The sequence below is a fragment of the Halogranum roseipondis genome (assembly GCF_059695585.1).
This window is the reverse complement of record NZ_CM185235.1, coordinates 1198454-1220904: the sequence shown is the minus strand read 5'-3', so window position 1 is coordinate 1220904 and position 22451 is coordinate 1198454. Positions and strand designations below refer to the sequence as shown.

At 67.2% G+C, this 22451-nt stretch carries 22 protein-coding genes; 3 read left to right on the top strand and 19 right to left on the bottom strand.

Annotation, left to right across the window (positions count from 1 at the left end; translation table 11 throughout):
• Positions 1–35: 35 nt before the first annotated feature.
• Positions 36–1166: an SPFH domain-containing protein gene (locus tag EOHIBHHM_RS06600; RefSeq protein WP_497255781.1), complete on the bottom strand. Its 1131-nt coding sequence runs from the start codon at positions 1164–1166 to the stop codon at positions 36–38.
• A 95-nt stretch (positions 1167–1261) separates the two neighbouring features.
• Between EOHIBHHM_RS06600 and EOHIBHHM_RS06595 the strand changes: the two genes are divergently transcribed.
• Entirely contained in the window at positions 1262–1447 is a 186-nt protein-coding gene (locus EOHIBHHM_RS06595) for a DUF7554 family protein (RefSeq protein WP_497255779.1), read from the top strand.
• Between the two features lie 60 nt (positions 1448–1507).
• Positions 1508–2005 (top strand): 2'-5' RNA ligase family protein, encoded by a 498-nt coding sequence (locus tag EOHIBHHM_RS06590; protein WP_497255777.1) that lies wholly within the window; start codon positions 1508–1510, stop codon positions 2003–2005.
• A 26-nt stretch (positions 2006–2031) separates the two neighbouring features.
• Here the strand turns inward: EOHIBHHM_RS06590 and EOHIBHHM_RS06585 are convergent, their stop codons facing one another.
• Positions 2032–3411 carry a cytochrome P450 gene (locus tag EOHIBHHM_RS06585; RefSeq protein ID WP_497255775.1) on the bottom strand — a complete coding sequence of 460 codons (1380 nt, stop codon included), beginning with the start codon at positions 3409–3411 and terminating at the stop codon, positions 2032–2034.
• Positions 3412–3496: 85 nt separating this feature from the next.
• The gene (locus EOHIBHHM_RS06580) at positions 3497–5617 is read right to left on the bottom strand and encodes an ATP-dependent DNA helicase (protein ID WP_497256937.1); all 2121 of its coding nucleotides are present in this window, start codon (positions 5615–5617) and stop codon (positions 3497–3499) included.
• Between the two features lie 242 nt (positions 5618–5859).
• Between EOHIBHHM_RS06580 and EOHIBHHM_RS06575 the strand changes: the two genes are divergently transcribed.
• Positions 5860–6324 (top strand): histidine kinase, encoded by a 465-nt coding sequence (locus EOHIBHHM_RS06575; protein WP_497255773.1) that lies wholly within the window; start codon positions 5860–5862, stop codon positions 6322–6324.
• Positions 6325–6798: 474 nt separating this feature from the next.
• On the opposite strand, the gene argF is transcribed toward EOHIBHHM_RS06575, so the two are convergent.
• The 16 genes from argF to EOHIBHHM_RS06495 form a co-directional block, all read right to left on the bottom strand.
• A complete protein-coding gene (argF, locus tag EOHIBHHM_RS06570) occupies positions 6799–7695 on the bottom strand; it encodes an ornithine carbamoyltransferase (RefSeq protein WP_497255771.1) in 897 nt (298 codons plus the stop codon).
• Positions 7695–8786, bottom strand: a complete 1092-nt coding sequence (locus tag EOHIBHHM_RS06565; protein ID WP_497255769.1) for a [LysW]-lysine hydrolase — start codon at positions 8784–8786, stop codon at positions 7695–7697. Before EOHIBHHM_RS06565 ends, argF begins: the two co-directional genes overlap by 1 nt.
• Entirely contained in the window at positions 8783–9919 is a 1137-nt protein-coding gene (locus EOHIBHHM_RS06560; RefSeq protein ID WP_497255767.1) for an aspartate aminotransferase family protein, read from the bottom strand. The genes EOHIBHHM_RS06565 and EOHIBHHM_RS06560 overlap by 4 nt, the downstream gene beginning before the upstream one ends.
• A complete protein-coding gene (locus EOHIBHHM_RS06555) occupies positions 9916–10872 on the bottom strand; it encodes an acetylglutamate/acetylaminoadipate kinase (protein WP_497255765.1) in 957 nt (318 codons plus the stop codon). The genes EOHIBHHM_RS06560 and EOHIBHHM_RS06555 overlap by 4 nt, the downstream gene beginning before the upstream one ends.
• Before the next feature lie 19 nt (positions 10873–10891).
• Entirely contained in the window at positions 10892–11935 is a 1044-nt protein-coding gene (gene argC / locus EOHIBHHM_RS06550) for an N-acetyl-gamma-glutamyl-phosphate reductase (protein WP_497255763.1), read from the bottom strand.
• Positions 11932–12819: a lysine biosynthesis protein LysX gene (gene lysX, locus EOHIBHHM_RS06545; RefSeq protein WP_497255761.1), complete on the bottom strand. Its 888-nt coding sequence runs from the start codon at positions 12817–12819 to the stop codon at positions 11932–11934. The genes argC and lysX overlap by 4 nt, the downstream gene beginning before the upstream one ends.
• A gap of 57 nt (positions 12820–12876) precedes the next feature.
• Positions 12877–13047, bottom strand: coding sequence for a lysine biosynthesis protein LysW (gene lysW, locus EOHIBHHM_RS06540; protein ID WP_009367138.1), 171 nt, complete (start codon positions 13045–13047; stop codon positions 12877–12879).
• A 242-nt stretch (positions 13048–13289) separates the two neighbouring features.
• A complete protein-coding gene (argH, locus tag EOHIBHHM_RS06535) occupies positions 13290–14759 on the bottom strand; it encodes an argininosuccinate lyase (RefSeq protein ID WP_497255758.1) in 1470 nt (489 codons plus the stop codon).
• A gap of 3 nt (positions 14760–14762) precedes the next feature.
• Complete coding sequence (locus tag EOHIBHHM_RS06530) at positions 14763–16004, bottom strand: argininosuccinate synthase (RefSeq protein ID WP_497255756.1); 1242 nt, start codon at positions 16002–16004, stop codon at positions 14763–14765.
• Between the two features lie 325 nt (positions 16005–16329).
• Positions 16330–17517 carry a cation:proton antiporter gene (locus EOHIBHHM_RS06525; protein WP_497255754.1) on the bottom strand — a complete coding sequence of 396 codons (1188 nt, stop codon included), beginning with the start codon at positions 17515–17517 and terminating at the stop codon, positions 16330–16332.
• Positions 17517–18008, bottom strand: coding sequence for a cation:proton antiporter regulatory subunit (locus tag EOHIBHHM_RS06520; protein ID WP_497255752.1), 492 nt, complete (start codon positions 18006–18008; stop codon positions 17517–17519). Before EOHIBHHM_RS06520 ends, EOHIBHHM_RS06525 begins: the two co-directional genes overlap by 1 nt.
• A 110-nt stretch (positions 18009–18118) precedes the next feature.
• Positions 18119–18727, bottom strand: a complete 609-nt coding sequence (locus EOHIBHHM_RS06515; RefSeq protein WP_497255750.1) for a dolichol kinase — start codon at positions 18725–18727, stop codon at positions 18119–18121.
• Positions 18724–20520, bottom strand: coding sequence for a glycine--tRNA ligase (gene glyS, locus EOHIBHHM_RS06510; RefSeq protein ID WP_497255748.1), 1797 nt, complete (start codon positions 20518–20520; stop codon positions 18724–18726). The genes EOHIBHHM_RS06515 and glyS overlap by 4 nt, the downstream gene beginning before the upstream one ends.
• Positions 20517–21377 carry a CBS domain-containing protein gene (locus EOHIBHHM_RS06505; protein WP_497255746.1) on the bottom strand — a complete coding sequence of 287 codons (861 nt, stop codon included), beginning with the start codon at positions 21375–21377 and terminating at the stop codon, positions 20517–20519. Before EOHIBHHM_RS06505 ends, glyS begins: the two co-directional genes overlap by 4 nt.
• Positions 21378–21441: 64 nt before the next feature.
• Positions 21442–21993: a DUF7529 family protein gene (locus EOHIBHHM_RS06500; RefSeq protein WP_497255744.1), complete on the bottom strand. Its 552-nt coding sequence runs from the start codon at positions 21991–21993 to the stop codon at positions 21442–21444.
• Positions 21994–22058: 65 nt separating this feature from the next.
• Positions 22059–22451, bottom strand: a complete 393-nt coding sequence (locus EOHIBHHM_RS06495) for a DUF7555 family protein (RefSeq protein WP_497255742.1) — start codon at positions 22449–22451, stop codon at positions 22059–22061.

The following is a 22451-nucleotide window of genomic DNA, read 5'->3' as shown; positions in this document are numbered from 1 at the left end:
TACGTCGTGTCGGTGTACCAAATGGTTCGGGTCGACTACTGCTCGACCTCGCGGTCGAACGACTCGAGGTTCTCGACGTCCGGCCGCTCGCCGTCCGAGACGTCGAGTCCGTCCGCGATGTCGTCGATGTCGTCCAACCCGAGCATCTCGCGGGTCTCCTCGTCGAACGGCTTCGACCGGAGTCCCTCCGTGTCCTGGACGTCGCTCCCGGTCAGCTGCTTGCCGTAGCGACCGACCAGCGATGTCAGCTCCTGGGGGAGGACGAACGTCGTCGACTCGCCCTGTCCGATCTTCTGTAGCGTCTCCATCCCCCGTTCGACGATGGCGCGTTCGCCCATCGACTGGGCGGACTTCGCGCGGAGCACGGTCGAGATGGCGTCACCCTGCGCTTCGAGGATCTGCGCCTGTTTTTCTCCCTGTGCGCGGATGATGTTCGACTGCTTCTCCCCCTGAGCCGTCTCGACGGCGCTGCGGCGTTCTCCCTGCGCCTCGAGGATCATCGCGCGGCGACGGCGCTCGGCGGAGGACTGCTCCTCCATCGCGTTCTCGACGTCGGCGCTGGGTTTGACCTCCCGGACTTCGACGCTCTCGACGCGAACCCCCCACTCGTCGGTGGGTTCGTCCAACTGCTCGTGGATGCGACTGTTGATCTCCGTCCGACGGCTCAGCGTCTCGTCGAGTTCCATGTTACCGAGGACGGCCCGCAGCGTCGTCTGTGCGAGATACGACACCGCGTTGCGGTAGTCGTCGACCTCCAGGAACGCCTTCTTCGGGTCGACGACTCGGATGTAGACGACGGCGTCGGCGACGACCGGCGAGTTGTCCTCGGTGATAGCCTCCTGCCGGGGGACGTCGAGCGTCTGCGTCCGCACGTCGAACGAGTAGGTCCGCGAGACGAACGGCGGGACGACGCTGATCCCCGGTTCGAGCAGTTTGCGGTACTCGCCGAACACCGTCAACGCACGTTTCTCGTAGGCCTGGACGATCTCGACGGCGCTGACGACCGTCGCGACGAGGAGGAGCGCGACGAGGAGTCCGAGCGCGACGAGCGGCGGGAACACGAGGAGGGCGAGCAGTCCGACGGCGACGACGCCGGCGACGAGGAGGGGACCCGACGGCAACCCGCCCGCGCTCATGCGGCCGAGTTGGCGGAAGAGGCTGGTCATGTCGTCGCGTTCTCCGCGTGGGTAGTTACCTCTTTCTCCGGTTACAGCTTCGCTTCGACGGTGTGTTTTTGTACTCCTCTGCCGACTCGCAAACTATGCGCGCGGAACTCGACGTCGAAGACCTCCTCAAACTGGTGCTCGTGTTGGTCGTCGTGTGGCTCGTCCTCGAGATCGTCGGCGAGGCGCTCGGCCTGCTCGCCGGCCTCCTCGGCCCGCTCCGACCGCTGCTCGGGATTCTGATAATCGTACTCATCGTCCTCTGGTTCACCGACCGGCTGTGAGTCGACAGTACCGCCGCTACCGACCGACAGCTACAACCGCCCGCTGACCGACCTCTGTCCGTGTACAGTCTGAACGTCCCCGTCCCGGGCGGTGTCCAGCGACTCGCCGCCGAGTTGCATCCGCGACTCACGGCGTTCGACACGGTTCGGGAGCGACACACGCTCGTCGTCAAACGCCTCGGCGACGACTCGCTCGCTCGCTTGCGGGAACGGCTTCGACCGCTCCTCCGCGACGAACCGGCGTTCGAGGCCCGCGTCACGGGCGTCGACTTCTTCGAGCGACCGACGAAGGGAACCGGCCCGGTCGTCTATCTCGCCGTCGAGAGCCCCGGACTCGCCGCGCTCCACGACCGACTCTGCGAGGCGTTCGACCCCATCGACGGATTGGAGGGCGACGACTACGTGCCGCACGTCACGCTCTCCCGCGGTGGCTCCATCGCGGACGCCGAGGCGCTGGCCGACCTCGACGTCGACCCGGTGACGTGGACCGTCTCGGCGCTCGACCTCTGGAGCGCCGAGTTCCGCGAGTCGGCGGCGACGCTCCAGCTTCGGCGGTGAGGTGAGGCGGTGAGGAGGAGCGAGGACTACCGCGACTGCAACCGCATCCCCATCGGTTCTCGGGGATGCATCGTCAGCGACCCGCGCAGCGAGAACGGTTCGTCGCGGACGTAGTCGAGTTCGAACCGCTGGGCGACGCAGCCGACGATGAGCTTCGCCTCCAGCAGCGAGAACTGCTTGCCGATGCAGTGTCGTGGACCGCCACCGAACGGGAAGTAGGAGAACCGTGGGCGTTCGCTCCGCCGCTCGGGGAGCCACCGGTCCGGGTCGAACGTCTCCGGATCCGTGTACCACCGCTCCGAACGGTGAACGGCCCACTGGGGGAGCATCACGCCGGCCCCCTCGGGGACGCGGTAACCGCCGAGGCGAACGTCGACCTTCGGTTCGCGGAACATCACGTACACCGGCGGGTAGAGACGCATCGTCTCGTGGAGGACGCGGTCGGTGTACGTCAGCCTCCGAGCGTCGGCCGTCGTCGGGACGTCGCCGCCGAGCACCTCGTCGACCTCTCGGTGGACCTTCGCCTCCACTTCGGGATGTTGCGACAGCAGATACCAGAAGTAGGTGAGCGTGAGCGCGGTCGTGTCGTGCCCCGCCAACAGCATCGTCATCATCTCGTCGCGCAGTTGGCGGTCGGTCTGCTCGCCGCGTTGCTGGGCGCGGAGGACGATCGAGAGCAGATCCATCGGCCGTCTGCCGGCCGCGGCGTCGGAGCTACCGTCGCCGTCGCCGTCGGACTCTGGGCCGAACTCCGTCCCGCGTCGCTCCTCGACGACGTCGTCGATGACGCTCTCGATGGTCGCGATCGCGCTCTTGTAGTCGCGGTTCTCCCGCGTGGGCGCCCAGTCGGGGACGATGACGCGCAGCGGGTCGGGCTCGAACCGCGCACCCAGCGGTTCGAGGTTCTCCTGGACCAGTTCGATACGCTCGTCGTCGAGCGACGCCCCGAGCATCGCGTCGACGATGATCTCGACGGTGAGTCGCGCCATCTCCAACTGGATATCGACGACGTCGCCGTCCTCCCAGTCGGCGAGCGTCGCTTCCGTCTTCTCGCTCATCATCCCGTCCAGCGTGGCGATGCGCGTCGGATCGAACGCGGGTTGGGCGAGCTCGCGCTGTCGCCGCCACTCGTCGCCCTCGCTGAGGAGCAGGCCGTTCCCGAGCAGGTCGCCCATCGCGTCGTCCTGGAACTGCGGCTTGCGGAACTTCGCGGCCTCGCTCACCAACACCTGTTCGATCTGCTCGGGGTTGGTGAGCATGTAGACCGGCATCGGACCGAGGTCGAACTTGACGACGTCGCCGTAGGCCTCGGCACAGGCCTTCACGAAAGTGAACGGGTCCTTCGCGTACTGGTTGCTGTTCCCGAAGACGGGGAGTCCCTTCGGGCCGGGGGGCTGGAGACTCATACCCTACGTTGGGCTGCAGACGGATGAATCGCTCGCCGCGCTCGAGTTCGCGCGCTCTCGTGACTCTCCCTCTCCTGCCGTCTTCTCACGGCGTCGGCGGCGGCCCGTCGTACGCGTCGTGGTCGGTGTAGAAGTTCATCATCGCGAATTTGAGCTTGTCGGGGCCGATGTCGATGAGTTCTTCGCGCTCCTCCGGCGGGAACGTGTTCCGCACGCCGTACTTTCCCATGTCGTTGTCCGTGTACCGTTTGTCGAGCAGCACACGAACCCCGAAGTCGTCGGGCGAGCGAATCACCCGGCCGAGCGCCTGTCGCGTCTTCCGTATCGTCGGAATCTCGACGGCGTAGCGCCAGCCGGCTTTGCGGGAACGGTCGGCGTAGGCGCGGTCGTAGGCGTCCTGGACCGCCTCCATCCGCTCGGAGAGATGCGGGTAGGGGACGCCGACGACGGCGACGGTCCGGGCGTCGTCGCCGTCGAAGCTCACCCCTTCGGCGAGCGTCCCCCACAGCGAGGTGAACAGCGCGCCGTCGTCCGCGGAGACGAACCCCTGTCGGAGCTCCTCGGTCGGCGTCCCGGCCTCGTCCAAGAAGAACTCCGTCCGACCCCTGTCGTCGGCGAGCCCCTGCCCACCGCCGAGCAGTTCGTAGTACCGCTGAGCCTCCGAGTAAGAGGGGAAAAAGAGGAGGGTGTTCCCCGGCGTGAAGCGGACGACGTCCCGAAGCGTGGCGGCGACGACGTCCTGCGTCTCCTGCTCGCCGCGTGCACTGGCGAACAGCGCCGGTCCCTCGACGGCGTAGGTGCGGCGGTTCTCCTCGGGGTACTCCAGTCCGTAGGCGAGCGTCGCCGCGTCTTCGAGTCCGAGTACGTCCTCGGTGACGTCGAACGGCCGGACGGTCGCGCTCATCAGCACGCTGGCGTACACCTCCTCGAACAGTTCCTGCGTGACCTCTCGCGGGATACAGGTGTACAGCTCCGCCCGGCCGTAGAGCTCATCCGTCCCGCCGTCGCGGCGGACCGAACACATCGGATGCTGGCCGAGTTTGTCGCCGTCGCTCATCCACGAGGCGATGAACGCCGCCGCCTGCTGGGTCTGACACTCCTGTCGCGTCGTGGTCTCGCCGTCCTTGTACGCCTGTTCGTACTCCTCGTCGAGTGACTCGCCCAACTGGAGCGCGAGGTCGACCTCCGCGTCGATGCCGCGACCCTCGTAGCTGTCGAGAAAGGCCATCGTCAGGTCGTCGCGGCGGTTCTCGTCGGCGATGGCGACGTCGTACCAGTTCTCCCCGACGTCGTCGCGCTCGTACGACCCCAGCGCGTCCTCGTAGGTCGACTTGAGCGCGTGGTAGAACGCGCCGATCACGTTCCGGGCGTGCTCTGCCCGACTGTCGTCGACGTCGTCGAGTTCGTTCAGCGCGCTCTCGAGGGTGTTCTCCGTCAGCGTGCGGGTTGCGTGGTCCCGCGCGGCCGACTCGATGTTGTGCGCCTCGTCGAAGACGGTGATGACGTCCTCGGGGTCCCGATCCAGCCATCGGAAGAACTGCTCGCGGATCATCGGGTCCAGGAGGTGATGGTAGTTACAGACGACGAGGTCGACGCCCTCCATCCCCTCTTTCAGCAGTTCGTAGCCGCAGTAGCCCTGCTTCTCGGCGTACTCGTAGACGTCGTCGGGGGTGCGGACGTCCTCGAACAGCCAGCCGAAGAACTCGTCGGTGTCGTCGACGAGGTTGTTGTAGTAGTACTCACAGACGCTCCCCTCTTCCATCTCTTCGAGGTCCTGCTCGATCGTGTCGAGTTCGTCCATCACGGCGCTGCGCGCCTCGGCGGCGGTGTCGTCGCCGTCCTGCATCCGGTCGAGCAACGCCTGCTCGCGCTGTTTCAACTCGGCCTTGTCGGCACGCTTCTCGACGACGCTGCGAGTCGTGTCGCGGAGCGTCTGACACTCCTGGTACCCCACGTCGATGTGACACATCGAGGCCTTCCCTTTGAACACGACCGCGCGGATCGGCTTCTCGCGGGTGATGGCACGGGCGTCCGCGACGAACTGGCGCATCTGCTGGTGGACGTTCGTCGTGATGACGACGGTCTTGTCGTGCTCGCGGGCGTAGTCCAGCGCCGGCACGAGCGCCGAGAGCGTCTTCCCCGTCCCCGGCGCGCCCTCGAGCAGCACGTCCTGCTGGCGGGCCAGCGAGTTGGCGATGCGGTCCATCGCCTCCGCCTGGTTCGGGTAGGGCTCGTCGTAGGGGAAGAAGCGGAGGTGTCCGTCCGAGTCAGTCACTACGAGGTCTTGGTCGTCATCGGGTTAAAACGCTCGGGAAGCGGGGTGAAACTGATCCGGTCGTTCGAGCCTAGAGGATGCGTGCGCGCCGATTATGAAGCTATCTCCGCGGTGCGCCGCGGACACCCCGTCGACGTACCGTTTTCGCCGTCTCGACGAAATCGTGGTATACGATGTCAACCGAAACGAAGACAACGACCGTCGGGACGACCGAAACGAGCACGTGGAAGGGCGGACTCGGTGCGGGGCTCGCCGGCGGCGCCATCATGGGCGTGATGCTGACGACGATGATGACACCGGTCATCGAGGTCGCGATCCCTGCGATGTACGGACTCTCCGGCGGGGCGGCAGGCTGGGTCATCCACATGAGCAACTCGGCGGTACTGGGCGTCGCCTTCGCCGGCATCGCCAACGCGCTCGGCGTCGGCGAGCACATCCCGAGGAGCGTCGGCCTCGGCGCCGTCTACGGCGCGGTGCTGTGGGTCGTCCTCGCGGCGCTGGTGATGCCGGTGTGGCTCTCGGCGGTCGGCTTCCCGGGTGCCCCGCCGCTGCCGAACTTCAACCCGACGAGCCTCGTCGGCCACCTCGCGTACGGTGCCGTCGCGGGTGCGGTGTTCCCGTTCGTGCGAGAGCTGTAGGCTGCGTCGACAGTGATTAATTTTTTGTGAGATGTGTGACAGACCCGTTAGAGGTACGATTCACGACTGCTTGGCAGACGAAATACCACATCCTCCCCGACCGATTGTGCTCCTCGCTCCCTCCGGTCGCTGCGATGCTCATCCCTCGCAAGCGCTTCGCTCTTGCTTGCTTTCACTCTCTTCGCTCGTGAAAACGACGGAGCGGCGCGAAGCCACACGTCGATACAGATGGCGCGCGCTGTCGTGACCTCCGTGTCACGGCAGTCAGCGCGTGAGGGATGAGCGAGTGAACAGCGTGAACGAGCGAATCGGTTGGGGAGGATGTGGCCTCTCGTTTGTCAAGCAGTCCTGAGGCACTCGTCTCCAGCAACTCAGCTACTCGTCTCCAGCAACTCAGCTACTCGTCTCGGCAGTGCCTCCCGAAACCAGCGCCCTCGGCCAACCAAAGCTCGCGCCGCAAAAAGTCCCGAAACCTCACTCCATCAGTTCGACCAGCAGTCCCTTCTGGGCGTGCAGGCGGTTCTCGGCCTGATCCCACACCAGCACGCGCTCGGATTCCAGGACGGCGTCGGTGATCTCCTCGCCGCGGTGCGCCGGCAGGCAGTGCATCACCAGCGCGTCTGTCTCGCTCAGGAGCTCCATGTTCACCTGGTAGCCCTCGAACGCGTTGAGTTTCTCCGCGCGCTCGTCCTCCTGACCCATGCTGACCCAGACGTCGGTGTAGAGGACGTCCGCGTCGGCGACGGCGTCGACCGGGTCGTCGACGACGGTCGGCGCGTCGCCCAGTTCGTCGGCCCGCTCCAGGACGGCGTCGCTCATCCCGTACCCCGGCGGCGTGCAGACGGTGAGGTCGACGCCCGCCAGCGCACAGCCGAGCACGAACGACTGGCCGACGTTGTTGCCGTCGCCGATCCACGTCGCCTGCACGTCGTCGAAGCCGCCGAACGTCTCCTTGATGGTGAGCAGGTCGGCGAGCGTCTGACACGGATGCGCCTCGTCGGTCAACCCGTTGACGACGGGGACGTCCGCGTAGTTCGCGATCTCCAGCAGGTCTGCGTGATCGAACAGGCGGACCATCACCACGTCGACGTACCGCGAGAGCACTCGCGAGGTGTCTTTCAGCGGTTCGCCGTGACCCAACTGGATGTCGTCGGGGCCGAGGAAGATGGCGTGACCCCCCAGTTGCGTCATCCCCGTCTCGAAGGAGATGCGCGTCCGCGTCGACGGTTTCTCGAACAGCATCCCGAGCGTCTGCTGGTCGAGTCGCGTCCCGTCCTCGCCGGATTTCAGCGCCGACGCCCGATCGAGGACGGTGTCCAGATCCTCCGGAGAGAGGTCGTCGATGTCGACGAGGTGATCGACGTCGAGCATCAGCTCTCACCTCCGAGGCGTTCACAGACCGCGACGAGCACGTCGACCGAGGTGTCGTACTCCGCGAGCGGCAGATGCTCGTTGGGTGCGTGGTCGAGATCCGAGTCGCCCGGGCCGTAGGTGACCATCGGACAGTCCCACACCTTCGCGAAGACGTTCATGTCGCTGGTACCGGTCTTCCGCAGGAGGCGGGGGTCGCCGCCCTCCTGCCGGATGGCGACGCGGAACGCCCGCCCGACGTCGGTCCGGGGACTCATCATCACCGGCGGCACGTCGTCGTACCAGCGGACGGTCCCGCCGTTGAGCTGCGAGTCCGCCACTTCGCGCACTTCCTCGACGGTCATCTCCGGCGGGACGCGGAACTGAACGTCCATCGTCGACTCGACGGAGAGCCCGTCGTCGGTCGTCCCGCCGGCCATACTGACGGGCTTGCAGGTGACGCGCTCGAAGACGGGCGTCCACTCGTCGGTCTCGAACTCGTCTTCGACCTTCCGCCACCAGTCGAGGGCGTCCTGGATCGCGTTGTTCTCGGGGCGGGAGGTGTGACCGGACTCGCTCGTGGCGACGTAGGTACCCGCGAGCAACCCGCGGTAGCCGAGGGTGATCCCCTCCCAACCGCTGGGTTCGCCGTTGACGACCGCGCCCGGTTCGGCGCGGCCCTCCTCGACGACGTGGAGCGCGCCGCGGGAGTCGACTTCCTCGCCGACGACGCCGATGAAGCTCATCCCGGTCTCGACGGCCGCGACGGCCATCGCCGCCAGCGGGCCGGTGGCGTCGACGCTCCCGCGACCCCACAGCGACTCGCCGACGCCGTCCTCGCCGTCTCTCACCTCGACGGGGATGTCGCCGGGGACGGTGTCGATGTGCGACGTGAGGAGCACGCGGTCGTCGGCGGGCGCGCGGACGTTGCCGACCTCGTCGATCCACACCTCGCGGTCGTGAGACTCGAAGAAGTCGACGAGCACCGCCGCGGCCGGCCCCTCCTCGCCCGACGGCGAGGGGGTGGAGACGAGGTCGTACAGCAGTTGCCGCGCCTCGGTGTCGAGCGCCGCCACCGTCCGTTCGGTGAGGTCGCCGGTCGTACTGCTCATTCGAGCACCTCTGTCAGCGCCTCGGTCATCCGGTCTGCGTGGCTCTCGTCGACGATCAGCGGCGGCAAGAGACGGAGCACCGACCGACCGGCGGGCAGCGCGAGGATCCCCTCCTGGAGTGCGAGCTGCTTCAGCAGGCGGTTCGCGCCGCGTTTCACCTCGATGCCGACCATCAGCCCCTGTCCGCGCACGTCGCGGACGGGCAGGTCGTGCTCCTCGGCAGTAGTCTGGATACTCTCCATCAGATAGGAGCCGACGTCGCCGGCGTGCGTCGGCAGGTCCTCCTCGACGAGGACGTCCAGCGTCGCGTTCGCCGCCGCACAGGGGACCGGCCCTCCCGAGAACGTCGACCCGTGGTCGCCGAACTCCTCGGTCAACCAGTCCGCACAGAGCGTCGCCCCCATCGGGAGGCCGTTGGCGATCCCCTTCGCGGTGGTGAGCACGTCCGGGACGACGCCGGCCTGCTCGCAGGCCCACAGCGTCCCCGTCCGGCCCATCCCGGTCTGGATCTCGTCGAAGACGAGCGCCGCGCCCGCGTCGTCGGTCACGTCGCGGGCGTGCGCCAGATAGTCGACCGTGGCCGGGTGGATGCCACCCTCGCCCTGGACGGGTTCGAGGAAGACCGCCGCCGTCTCGTCGTCGACGGCCTCGGCCAGCTCTTCAGTGTCGCCGTAGGTGACGAACTCGATGTCACCGGCGAGCGGCTCGTAGGGGGCCTTGTACTTCTGCTTCCAGGTCATCGCCAGCGCCCCCATCGTCCGGCCGTGGAAGGCGCGCTTGGTGGCGACGATCTTCGAGTTCCCGGTGGCCGCGCGGGCGAACTTCATCGCCGCCTCGTTGGCCTCGGTGCCGGAGTTACAGAGCCAGACGTTCTCCAGGTCGCCGGGGGCGAGCGCCGCGAGTTTCTCGTACAGTTCGGTGCGGACCTCGACCGGGTACGACGCCTGCACGTAGGTCAACTTCGCCGCCTGCTCCTGGATCGCTTCCGTGACCTTCGGGTGAGAGTGGCCGAGCGGCGTGACCGCGTAGTTCGCGCCCATGTCGAGGAACTCGGTGCCGTCGTCGGTGTAGAGGTACGGCCCCTCGCCCGACTCGATCTGGAGGGGTTTCTCGTTGAAGACGAATCCGCTCATTGCTCCACCTCCTCGGCGTCGGCGACGTCGCTCAGCACGCCGGGTTCGACGTGGGTGCCGCCGCCGCCGAGCGCCGTCGTGATGGGGTCGCGGACGTTGGCGTCGGCGACGATCACCGTCGCGGCCCCGCCCTCCAGCGCCTCCGTGGCCGCCATCACCTTCTTCGTCATGAACCCCTCGGCGGCGTCCTTCAGCGCGTCCAACTCGGCCGGCGTCGACGCCGACGAGATGAGCGACTCGGGGTCGTCGATATCCTCGTACACGCCCTCGACGTCGGTGAGGACGACGAGTTCCGCACCGAGTGCGCCCGCGACGGCGGCGGCCGCGCGGTCGGCGTCGGCGTTGACGGCAACCCCATCGTCGGCGAGCATCGGAACGGTCGCGACGGGCGTGTAGCCGCCGTCGAGGAGCGTCTCCAAGAGGTCGGCGTTGACGTCGGTGATCTTCCCGGAGTGGTCGCCGCGCTTGATCTTCTTCTTGCCGTCCTCGACGACGCGGACGGCGGACTTGCGTTTGCCCGTCAAGAGGCCGCCGTCGACGCCCGAGAGGCCGAGCGCGTCGACGCCCGCCTCGCGGAGCGTCGCCGTCAACTCGGTGTTCAGTTTCCCGGGCATCACCATCGTGAACACCTCCATCGTACGCTCGTCGGTGAAGCGGCCCGAGACGCCCGAGGGGGTCTCGACGTAGGTGGGTTCCTCGCCGAGTTCCTCGAGCGTCTCGTCGACGGCCGTCGACCCGCCGTGGACGACGACGACCTTGCGGCCGTTGGCGACGAGATGCGCGATGTCCTCGACTGCACCTTCGGGTTCGACGGCGCGTGCGCCGCCGATCTTCACGACGACCGGCGGCTCTCGCGGCTCGCCCCCGTCCGTGTAGAGGCAGTCTTGAGCCTGTGCGTCGATGAGATCGTCGTGTGCGGCGAGGAGTTCCTCGCGCGTGTATTCGCTCGTCATTGGTGTTCTGTGGTGTCTCCTACGGTGCTCCGACGGGGTGGAAGCCGGTGAACGATAACCCTGCTGTCTCTTCGAGACCGAGCGCGACGTTGGCGGCGTGGACCGCCTGCCCGGCCGAGCCTTTCATCATGTTGTCGATGGCCGAAAAGAGCACGAGACGTCTGTTCGAGGGGTCGACCTCGAAGCCGACCTCCCCGAAGTTCGTCCCGGCGACGGCCTTCGGTTCGGGGTAGCGGTAGACGCCGCCGCCGCCCGCGACCATCCGCATGAACGGTTCGTCCTCGTAGCTCTCGCGGTACGCGCCCCACATGTCGCCCTTCGTGACGGGGCCGTTGGGGAAGACGTGGCACGTCGCCGACGCGCCACGAACCATGTCCACGGCGTGGACGGTGAACGAGACGTCGATCCCGAGGAACTGTTCGATCTCTGCTTCGTGACGGTGGCCGGTCGGCGCGTACGGGCGGACGACGCCCGACCGCTCGGCGTGACTCGAGGCCTTGCCGGCGCTCGCGCCGCCCTCCGAGGAGCCGACCTTCACGTCGACGACGACCTGCTCGTCGCCCTCCAAGATCCCCGCCTCGAACAGCGGTTTCAGGCCGAGGATCGTCGCCGTCGCGTTACAGCCGCCCGCGGCGATGAGGTCCGCCCCGGGCAGGTTCTCGCGGTTGATCTCCGGAAGCGCGTACTCCGACTTCTCCAGATACTCGGGACAGCTGTGGCCGTCGTACCACTCGTCGTACTGTTCTTCCGTGTTCAGCCGGAAGTCCGCCGAGAGGTCGACGACGGTGTCTGCGGCCTCCTGGAACGCGTCGACGTGCTGCATCGAGACGCCGTGGGGCGTCGCCGCAAAGAGGACGTCCACGCTCTCGAGGTCGGTGGGGTCGCTGAACCGGACGTCGAGATGCCGGAGGTTCGGATGGACCGACCCGAGCGTCTTCTTCTCGTACTCCCGGGAGGTCGCCTGTGCGATCTCGAACTCCGGGTGGCCGTCGAGGAGGCGGAGCAGTTCGCCGCCTGTGAAGCCGGAGCCACCGACGACGGCGGCGGAGAGCGTCCCCGTCACGCCGACACCTCCACTTCGTCGGCGTCGTCGGCCTCGGCGGCCTTCTTCTCGAGCCAGTCGACGACGGTTCCAGGAACGTCGACGTCGTCGCCGACGGCGTCGTTCAGCGCCTTGAACTCGACGGTGTGGTTGACCTCGTGGACGGTGTAGTCAGAGCCGGTCTCCATGAGGTCGATACCGAGCAGGCCGCCGCCGACGGCGTCGCTCGCCTGCTCGACGAGTTCGAGCGCGCGGTCGTCGAGGTCGAACGACTCGACGGTCGCGCCCTTCGCGGCGTTTGTCAGCCAGTGGTCCGACGAGCGGACCATCGCAGCCACCGGCTCGCCGTCGGTCGCGAGCACGCGGATGTCGCGGCCCGGTTTCTCGACGAACTCCTGGACGTAGAACACCTTGTGCTCGTAGTGGCCCAGGGTCGCCTTGTGCTCCAAGATGGCCTCGGCGGCGCTCTCCGAGTCGATCTTGGCCATCAGCCGCCCCCACGACCCGACGACGGGTTTGAGCACGCAGGGGTAGCCGAACTTCTCGATCGACTCCATCGCGCTCTCCTTCGTGAACGCCACGTCCGTCTTGGGCGTGGGGACGCCCGCCCGTGCGAGCGCGAGGCTGTTCTTGGCCTTGTCCGCACAGACGTCGGCCGTCTCGGCGCTGTTGACGACGGTGACGCCGTAGGCGTCGAGGAACTCCGTCGCGTACAGCGACCGCGAGGTCGACAGACAGCGGTCGACGACGAGATCGAGGTCGTCGACCGGCGCGGTCGTCCCGTCGAGACCGAACTGGTGTTTGCGGACGTCGATCTTCGTGACCTCGTGGCCGCGGTCGCGAAGCTCCGAGAGGAGAAGCTTCTCGTCTTTGCGGATACGGGAGTAGAGGATGCCGACTTTCACGCGACCCACCCCTCGTGGACGTGCGTCAGTCGACGCTGGGAGCTCGTACTGTGCAAGTTACTCCCCCCAGTCCTCTTCGAGCTCCGGGGCTCGGTCGAGGACTGGCGGGTTGACGTCGATCACTTCGAGCTCTGCGCCACAGGTTCCACAGTCGATGATCTCTCCTGTCTCCAGGTCGTCCGAGAGGGCGACGTCGCCCCCACATTCGACGCATTCTGCTTCGGTCATGGTGTACTCCAGCGTTCGACGTTCGGTACCATAAACCCATCGAAGTTGTAAGAAAATTTATACTAACTGCAGGCTACGCTACGGGTGTTAGAAGGTCTGTCTCGCCCGTGTCTGAATCGGATGGCAGAGTTCAGATAGTAGTAGCGTCCCCGGAGGGGGACGGTGGTCGCAGTCGTGGCGGCCGCGGGTGCGGTGCCACGACGGCGTCCCGTCGGGGTCGTCGCTGTCGGCGTCTGCGTCGCTCAGTCATAGCGTGCCACCTCCGTACGGAGTTCGTCGGCGACCGCGAGCAGGCCGTCGCGACGTGTCGCCAGCGCGTCGGTGTCGCTCGCGAGGTCGCTCGTTGCCGCCTCGAGGTCGCTGGCGACCGCCGTCGGTGCGGGGCCGCCCTGCGAGTTACGAGACGCGACGCTCTCGGCCGGATCGAGCGCGGCTTCGACGGCGTCGCGAGTCACGTACTCCCATAGCGACGCGCCCAATACCTCCTCTGCGACCGCGTCAAGTGTTGCGACGCTCGGATTCTCTCCATTAGCCTTTGCGGCCGCCTCCGCGACCATCTCGTGGGCCGTCCGGAACGGGATACCCGCCATCGCCAGCAGGTCGGCGACGCCGGTCGCCGTCGAGAAGCCGTCCGCGGCCTCCTCGGCCAGCAGGTCGGCGTTCCACGTCGCAGTCGCCACCGCTCCGGCGGCGACGTCGGTGGCGTCGGCCACGGCGTCGACCGCGTCGAAGGCGTGACCGTGAGCCCGCTGGAGGTCGCGGTTGTACGCACGGGGGAGTCCCTTCAGCGTCGTCAGCAGCCCGGTGAGCCCGCCGACGGCGTCGCCGGCGGTCCCCCGGACGAGTTCCAGCGTGTCGGGGTTCTTCTTCTGGGGCATGATCGACGAGGTCGACGAGTAGTCGTCCGAGAGGTCGACGTACCCCTTGTTGGCGAAGATGATCACGTCCTCCGCGAGTCCCGACAGCGTCGTCGCGTGCGTCGCCAGCGCCGACAGCGTCTCCGCGAGGAAGTCGCGGGCGGCGGAGGCGTCCATCGAGTTCGACAGCACCGAGTCGAACCCCAGGAGTTCGGCCGTGCGTTCGCGGTCGACGTCGAACGGCGTCCCCGCGAACGCCGCCGCACCGAGCGGCGACTGGTTGATGCGGTCGTAGGCGTCCAGCAACCGGGCCGTGTCGCGGGCGAACGCCGCCTCGTACGAGCGGAGATAGTGTGCGACGGTCGTCGGCTGGGCGGGCTGGAGGTGGGTGTAGCCGGGCATCACCGTCTCGGTGTGCTCCGTCGCGACGTCCACCAGCGCCTCGCGCAGCGCGATCGTGTTCTCGACGACGTCGAGCACGTCCTCGCGGAGGCGGTAGCGGATGCAGGTCGCCACCTCGTCGTTGCGCGAACGGGCCGTGTGCATCTTCCCGCCTTCCGCGCCGACGCGGTCGATGACCGCAGACTCGATCGCCTCGTGGACGTCCTCCCCGTCGGGGAGCGCACCGTGGCCGGCCGCCTCGACGTCGTCGAGCGCCTGCAGGATCTCGCCGGCGGTGTCGTCGTCGACGATCCCCTGCTCGGCGAGCATCACCACGTGCGCGCGGTCGACGGCCAGATCGGCGTGGAAGATGCGCTCGTCGGCCGCGAGGCTGGAGAGGAACCCCCGCGCGGGGCCGCCGCTGAAGCGCTCGCGGCGGACGACGCCCGTGTCGTCGGAGGTGTCCTCGCTCATCGGTTACTCCTCGCTCTCGTCTGCGCCGCTCCCGTCCGCCGCCAGCTCGGGCTTCTCGACGCCTGCGGCCACGTCGTTGGCGAGGCGTCCCTGGAAGCCGTGGTACTTGGCGACGCCCGTGGCGTCCTCCTGCGTGATGTCGCCGACCGTCTCCGTGTTGAAGGAGGCGACCTCCTCGGAGTACACCGAGTAGTCGGACTCGCGGGCGACGGGGCGGCACTGCCCGCCCTGCAGTTTGACGGTTACCTTCCCCGTGACCTTCGTCTGCGTCTCGTCGATGAACCCTTCGAGCGCCTTCACGAGCGGCGCGTCGACGAGTCCTTCGTAGCCCTTCTGAGACCACTGGTCGTCGACCTGCGTCTTGAAGTCACGCTCCTCTTTCGTGAGGACGAGCTGTTCGAGCCCCTCGTGGGCGGTGAGCAGCACCGTCGCCGCGGGGTGCTCGTAGTTCTCGCGCACCTTCAGCCCGAGCATGCGGTCTTCCATCATGTCGGTGCGACCGACGCCGAACTCCCCGGCGAGGGCGTTGAGCTGTTCGATGAGGTCGGCGGGGTCCATCTCCTCGCCGTCGACGGCGACGGGATACCCGTTCTCGAAGGTGATCTCGACGAGCGCCGGTTCGTTCGCCTCCGCCGGGTCGTCGGTCCACTCGTAGATGTCCTCCGGCGGCACGTAGCTCGGGTCTTCGAGCTGGCCGCCCTCGATGGAACGGCTCCAGAGGTTCGTGTCGATGCTCCAGACGCCGTCGTTGCCCGACTGGACGGGCAGGTTCTTCTCGTCGGCGTACTGCTTCTCCCACTCGCGGGTGAGCCCCAGCTCGCGGACGGGGGCGATCACCGTCAGGTCGGAGGTGCGCCAGACGGCCTCGAAACGCAGCTGGTCGTTGCCCTTGCCCGTACAGCCGTGGGCGATGGCGTCGCAGTCCTCCTCCTCGGCGACGTCGAGGATGGCGTTGGCGATGATCGGGCGGGCGAGCGCCGTCCCGAGCGGGTAGCCCTGGTACGTCGCGTTCGCGCGGACCGAGTCGAAGCAGAGCTCGGCGAACTCGTCTTTGGCGTCGACGACGTGGATGTCCAGTCCGTGGGCGTCGGCCGTCTCCTTTGCCTCCTCGAACTCCGATTCGGGCTGGCCGACGTCGACGGTGACGCCGACGACTTCGTCGTACCCGTACTCCTCTTTGAGTAGCGAAACGCAAACTGTCGTGTCGAGTCCTCCGCTGAACGCGAGGGCGACGCGCTTTGTCATGTACCTCCAACTCTGCCGTTGAGGGTATTAAATTCTTGGTTTCCAAATGATGAAATAAAGGCATAGAGATGCCTATGGGCGGCGAAACTGCTTGTGAGTCTGTAGTATCAAACTCGGGGTCGGGGGGTGAAGATAAGAGTGGGCCTAAAGGCCCGGTCGTCGGACTCGTCGCGGTCGGAGAAGGAGGGTCGCAGCGCTCACGAGGGTGTGAGCACTGAAGCGACGAGTCCCTTCCATTGGTGACTCGTTGTCGATGCGGGCTATTAAACGCTTTCGGGGCGGCAAGGGTTACGAGTCGTGTCACGGCGACACAGGGAACACCCCGTCAACTCGTCGACCCGCGACGCAGGACGACCGCTTCGAGCTGGTCGGCGTACTGCATCAGCACCGACCCGAGCACGCTCATCACGAGCACGTAGCCGACTGCAAAGGCGGGAATCACCTGCGTCATCACCTCGGTCGTCCCCGCGGCGGCCGTCGCCGCGATGATCAGCGAGAACTCCCCGCGGGTGACCATCGTCACGCCCGTGCGGAACGACCGCCGCTGGTCCAGCCCGAACTGCCGTGCGCCGTAGTAGCCGCTCACCACCTTCGTCGGTGCGGTCAGGACGACGGCGACCGCGAGCAGACCGACGACGTCGACGACGACCGCCGGGTCCGTCCCCAGCCCGATCCAGACGAAGAACACCGCCGCGAACACGTCGCGGACGGGGGTCAGCAGATCCTCGATGCGCTCTTTGTGCTTCGTCGAGGAGAACCCCATCCCGACGAAGAACGCCGCGACCGCCTCGCTGACGCCGAGCGCGAGCGCGAGCGCCGCGACCGGGACGGCGATGCCGAGCACCCGCAGGACGAACAGTTCACCGCCGTCGACGTCGAGGGCGCGTTCGAACCACTCTCCGCCGTAGTACACCGCGACGACGAGCACCAGCAGGAACGCCATCGCGACGCCGACGTTCGTCGCCGTCTCCTGCAGTCCGTTCCCGCCCGCGACGAGCGAGGCGACGATGGCGAGGTAGACGGCGATGACGAGGTCCTCGAAGACGAGGATGCCGAGGATCGGTTCGCTCTCGGGGTTGGCGATCCACCCGAGATCGATGAGCGACTTCGTGATGATCGCCGACGAGGAGATGTAGACGATACCGCCGAGCAGCAGCGACTCGATCAGCGACCAGCCGAGAACCAGCCCGATTGCGACGCCGACCGGGAGGTTGACGGCGATGTCGATGAGCCCCGCGCTCGTGATGCGGTCTCGCGTCGAGAGCAGTCGGTCGATGCTGAACTCCAAGCCGAGAAAGAACAGCAGGAGGACGATCCCCAACTCGCCGAGGACGGTCGTCGTCTCGCCGGCCTCGACGTACAGCACGTCGAGTTCGCCGGCGACGTTCGGCCCGAGGACGACGCCGGCGACGACGTACACGGGGATGACGGACAGGCCGACGCGTGCCGCGACGAGGCCGGCGACGGCGACGCCGAAGAACAGCAGCCCGATCTGTGCGAGCCCCGCCGCCATCAGTCCTCGTCACCGGCGGCGTGGCCGACGAACGACCGGCAGGCGTCCTTCTGTCCGAGCACGACGAGCGTGTCGCCCGCCTCGATAGTGGTGTCGGCACCGGGACTCGGGAGCGTCTCGTCGCCCCGCTGGATGGCGATGATGGAGACGCCGTACCGCTGTCGGACGTCCGCCTGGGCCAGCGTCACGCCGACGAGCGACGAGTCGTCGGCCACGTCGACCCACTCGATGACGACGTTGCCGGCCAAGAGCGTCTCGATGCGGTCGGTCTTGACGGGCTGGAAGTACGCCCCTTCGAGGATCGTGCCGACCTGCCGGGCGAGTTTGTCCGACAGTTCGAACAGTTTCTCGGAGTCGGCGTCCTCCGAGGGCCGGCGGTACACCTCTCGCTTGCCGGCGTGGTGGGTGACGACGACCAGTCGCGACCCGTCGTCGAGTTCGATCTCGTGTTTCTTTCCGACGCCGGGCAGGTCGCTCTCGTAGACCGTCATACGGAGTCGTTGTCAGAGACGAGTAATAAGGGTAGGCCTCCGGGAACACCGTCGCCGGTCCGCTGTCCATCGACGCCACGCACCGCCGTCGGGGGCACCTCACCCTCGCCCTACCCGAACAGCGTCAGCACGGTCCAGATTCCGACCGCCGCGGCGGGCGGAATCGAGAGGTTGTCGTCGACGACGTAGCCCGCGACGACCGGCTTCAGCCCGTCGGCCAGCGTCGCCCCGAGCGCGCCCACTGCCGCCGCCGCGACGGCGACGGGGTACGACGGCTGCGGGTCGACGAACGGCCCCTGCGGGTCGACGAACGGCCACGCCAGCGCGAAACAGACGCCGAACATGACGAGCAACACGCCCGCCTGTTTTGCGGTCCCGGCCTCGTTCGACCCCAGGACGCCGCTGATCGGGTCGCCGATGGTGAGCATCAGCATCGCCGGCACCGCGATATGCGGGTCGAAGACGAGCGCGACCGCGGTCATACTGAAGAAGTACAGCGCGTACCCAGCCGGGTTGTCCTGTTCGTACTCGCGGGTGAGTTCGCGGTAGATCCACCAGTCGAGTCCGACCTGGAGACGCAACAGTTCGAGTATCGCCACGCCGACCGAGCCGACGACGAGCAGCAGTCCCAACTCTTGCCACGTCACCCAGTCCAGCAGGTAGAGGGCGGGGAGCCCAGTGCCGCTGACGTGGACGAGTCGTCGGCCGATCTCGCTCACGCTTCGTCGGTGTCGACCGTCTCGTAGGCGTCTCGGAGGTCGTCGAACGTCTTCGCGCCACTCTGCACCGCGAGCACCTCCTCGACGAGCGCGTCGACCGGCAGTCGGATCTGGCCGGTCGAGTCGCGCTCGCGGAGCGTCACCGTGTCGGGACCGTCGCCCTCGAGTCCCTCGTAGTCGACGGTGACGCAGAAGGGCGTACCGACCTCGTCCTGCCGCCGGTAGCGACGGCCGATGTTACCCGACTCGTCGGAGGCGACCGACAGGCCGACCGCACGCAGGTCGTCGACGATGGCGTCGGCCCGTTCGGTCAACTCCTCGGCGTTGCTCAGGAGCGGGAACACCCCGACCGAGGTGGGTGCCACCTCGGGTTCGAGGCCGAGGAACGACCGCTCCTCGCCGGCGACCTCGTCTTCCGCGTACGCGTGCGCGATGACCGTATAGACGGTCCGGTCGACGCCGAAGGAGGGTTCGACCACGTGCGGCGTGACGTGCTCGCCGGACTCGGTCTGCTCCTCGACGCCGAAGTTCGCGACGTCGGTGTCGACGGTCAGCTCCTCGCCGTCGACCTCGACGGTGACCTCGTCGGCCTCGAACGCGTCGGGGTTCCGGTCGGCCAGCTCCTGCAGCGCCTCGGCGACGGCGGTCGCCTGGCCGCCGAACTTCGGGCCCAGCGCGCTCATGTCGGGGTCGACGACGGCGCGTTCGACCGTCTTCGGTTCGTCGTACTGCTGGAAGACGGTGAACGAGTCGTCGCCGTACTCCTCGTGTTTCGAGAGGTCGTAGTCGCCGCGGTAGGCGAAACCGGCGATCTCGACCCAGTCGCCGCCCAACTCGGCTTCGGCGTCCCAGCAGTCGCTCGCGTAGTGGGCGCGCTCGCCGGAGAGATGCTGCCGGAACCGGAACCGGTCCATGTCGACGCCGATCTCCTCGTACCACCCCTGGGCGACGCCGAGGAAGTAGGCGACCCAGTCGCTGGCGATGATACCCTCGTCGACGGCGTCGCCGACGGTGGTCTCGACGTACTCGACGTCCTCGGCCTCCTGTTCGACCGCCGGGTAGAGGACGACCTCGACGTCGCGGACGTCCTCGAGCGGCGGTTCGTCGGACTCGGGGTCGACGAACTGCTCTAACTCCGCCTGCGTGAACTCGCGGGTCCGCACGATCCCCTTCCGCGGGCTGATCTCGTTGCGGTAGGCCCGCCCGATCTGCGTGATGCCGAACGGCAACTGGTTGCGAGCGTACTCCTTCAGCCGGGGGAACTCGACGAAGATGCCCTGGGCGGTCTCGGGACGGAGGTAGCCGGGTTGACCGCTGCCGGGGCCGATGGAGGTCTCGAACATGAGGTTGAAGTCGACGACCTCGCGGCCGGCGAGCGGCGCACCGCAGTTCGGACACTCGATGTCGTACTCGGCGATGAGCTCCTCGACCTCCGGGATCGGCAGCGACTCGGCCTCCTCGACGTCGGTGTTGTCCTCGACGAGGTGGTCCGCCCGGTGGGACTCGCCGCACTCGCCACACTCGACGAGCATGTCGTCGAAGCCGTCGAGGTGGCCCGACGCCTCGAAGACGGGTTCGGGCATGATCGTCGGCGCTTCGATCTCCTCGTTGCCGAGTTTCGTCGTGAACTGCTCGCGCCACGACGACTCGACGTTCCGCTTCAGCGCGGCTCCCTCCGGACCGAAGGTGTAGAAGCCGGCGACGCCGCCGTACGCCTGCGCCGACCCGAAGAAGAACCCGCGACGCTTCGCCAGCTCGGTGAGCTTCTCGCTCTCCCTTGCACCCTCGCTCATAGTGCCTCCAGCAGGTTGACGTCGCGGACGATGCCGACGAGCGCGTCGCCGCTCACGAGCGGGATCTGCTCGATGTCGTTGGAGATGAGCGTCTGGGCCGCCTCCTTGGCGGACTTCTTCCGCGAGATGGTGACGAGATCGTCGCTCATGAACTCGCTCACTGGTTCGCTCGGCAGCTCGACGTTGCGGGTCGGCAGATAGCGGTTGCCGACGGCCTTGATCCCCTCCCACATCCACTCGTCGTCCTCGTCGGCGAGGCTCTCGCCGGTGTCGTCTTCGCCCTCGACGACGCGGGCGACGTCGATGATGTCGACCTCGGTGAGGATGCCGGTCATCCGGCCGTCCTCGTCGAGTGCGACCGCGTAGGGGACGTTCGCGTAGAAGATCTCGCGCTCGGCGACGGTCAGCGGCGTCCCGACGTAGGTCGCGTTGACGTCGGTCGCCGCGAGTTCGCCCACCGGGGTCTCGCCGTCGATGTCGCCGCGGGCGATAGCGCGAACGACGTCGGTGACGGTGACGATCCCCGCGAGCGTCGTGACGTCGCCGCTCTCGTCGACGACGGGGACCCGACGGGCACCCTCTCGGGCCATCAGCCGAGCGGCGTCTTCGAGGCCGGTGTCGGCCGTCGTCGTCGGCACCTCGCGCATCAGGATGGCGAGTTGGTCCTCGTCGGGGTGTTCGATGAGGTCGTCGCGGGAGATGAGTCCCCGGTACTCCTCGCCGTCGTCGGTCTCTTTCACCACGGGGACGGAGGAGAAGCCGCGCTCCTGTAGGTACTCGAGCACGTCGTCGCGGGTACCCGGGAGTTCGACAGTCACGACCTCCGACCGGGGCGTCATCGCGTCGGCTACGTTCATATACCCTGCCGTACAGGCCGCCGCCTCTTGTACTCTACGAAGGGGTGCGACCGAGCGACGTGGGTCAGTTCCCGCTTCTGACCCAGTTCTCGATGCGGTCGGCGTTCGGGAAGAACCGGGTGTAGTCGTCGTGTTCGAACGACCCCAGATGCGTCTTGTCGAGCGTCTGGACGTGCGTGTACATCTTCCCCTCGCGCTTTGCGGCCTTCACACAGCCGGGCGCGTGACGCAGTTCGTACGATCCGGCGATGAGGATGGCCGCCTCCTTCTCGGGGTCCGAGAGGACGGTCACGACGAACTCGCGGCCCTCGATCTCGTTGCGGTACACCTCGTACTGGGGGAACGCACCCTCCTCGAACAGCGCTGTGAACTCCTCGGCTTTGTTGTTCGGGACGACGTGTGTGAGACCGAAGCGGTCTCCCTCACCCGTCGAAGGGTTCTCCGGGGCGGTGTGACCGGCGGCGATGGTCACCGTCTGCCACCCTTCGTCTTCGAACTCGGCGGCCAGTGCGTCCATCTCGTCGAGCGTCGCCTGCCACGCGTTCTTCCCGACGTCGGCACTCGCGGCGAGTCGCTCCGCGTAGTCGACGTCCTCTCCCTCGGTGGTGTCTGGCATACACACCGTTCGACGACGGACGCGGTAAAACGTGTCGGACTCCCGAGGCGGGCGACGACCCGGCGTTAGACGGCGTTGATGCCGAAGACGAACTCCATCGCCGCGGACGTCCCGAGGACGAACACGCTGGCGACGAACAGTTTCGTCCCCGTCGACAGTCGGTGTCGCGAGTGGACGCGGTAGCCCTCGGGGACGAGTCGCAGCGCGAACTGCTGGACGCCTCTCGGCGTGTCGTCGCTCGACCGCTCGTCGTCCTTCCACGGCTTCATCGGCTGGAGGCGGAACGCGCCGTAGCCGAACATGGCGAACCCGACGAAGAACAGGAGATGCTTGGTGCCGACGAGACCGTACCCCAAGAGGAGACTCACCGCCGTCGAGACGGCGAACAGGAGTGCCGTCATGACGACGGCGTAGGTGAGTGCGTCGAGCGTCTGGAGACCGACTCGTCGGACGTTCAT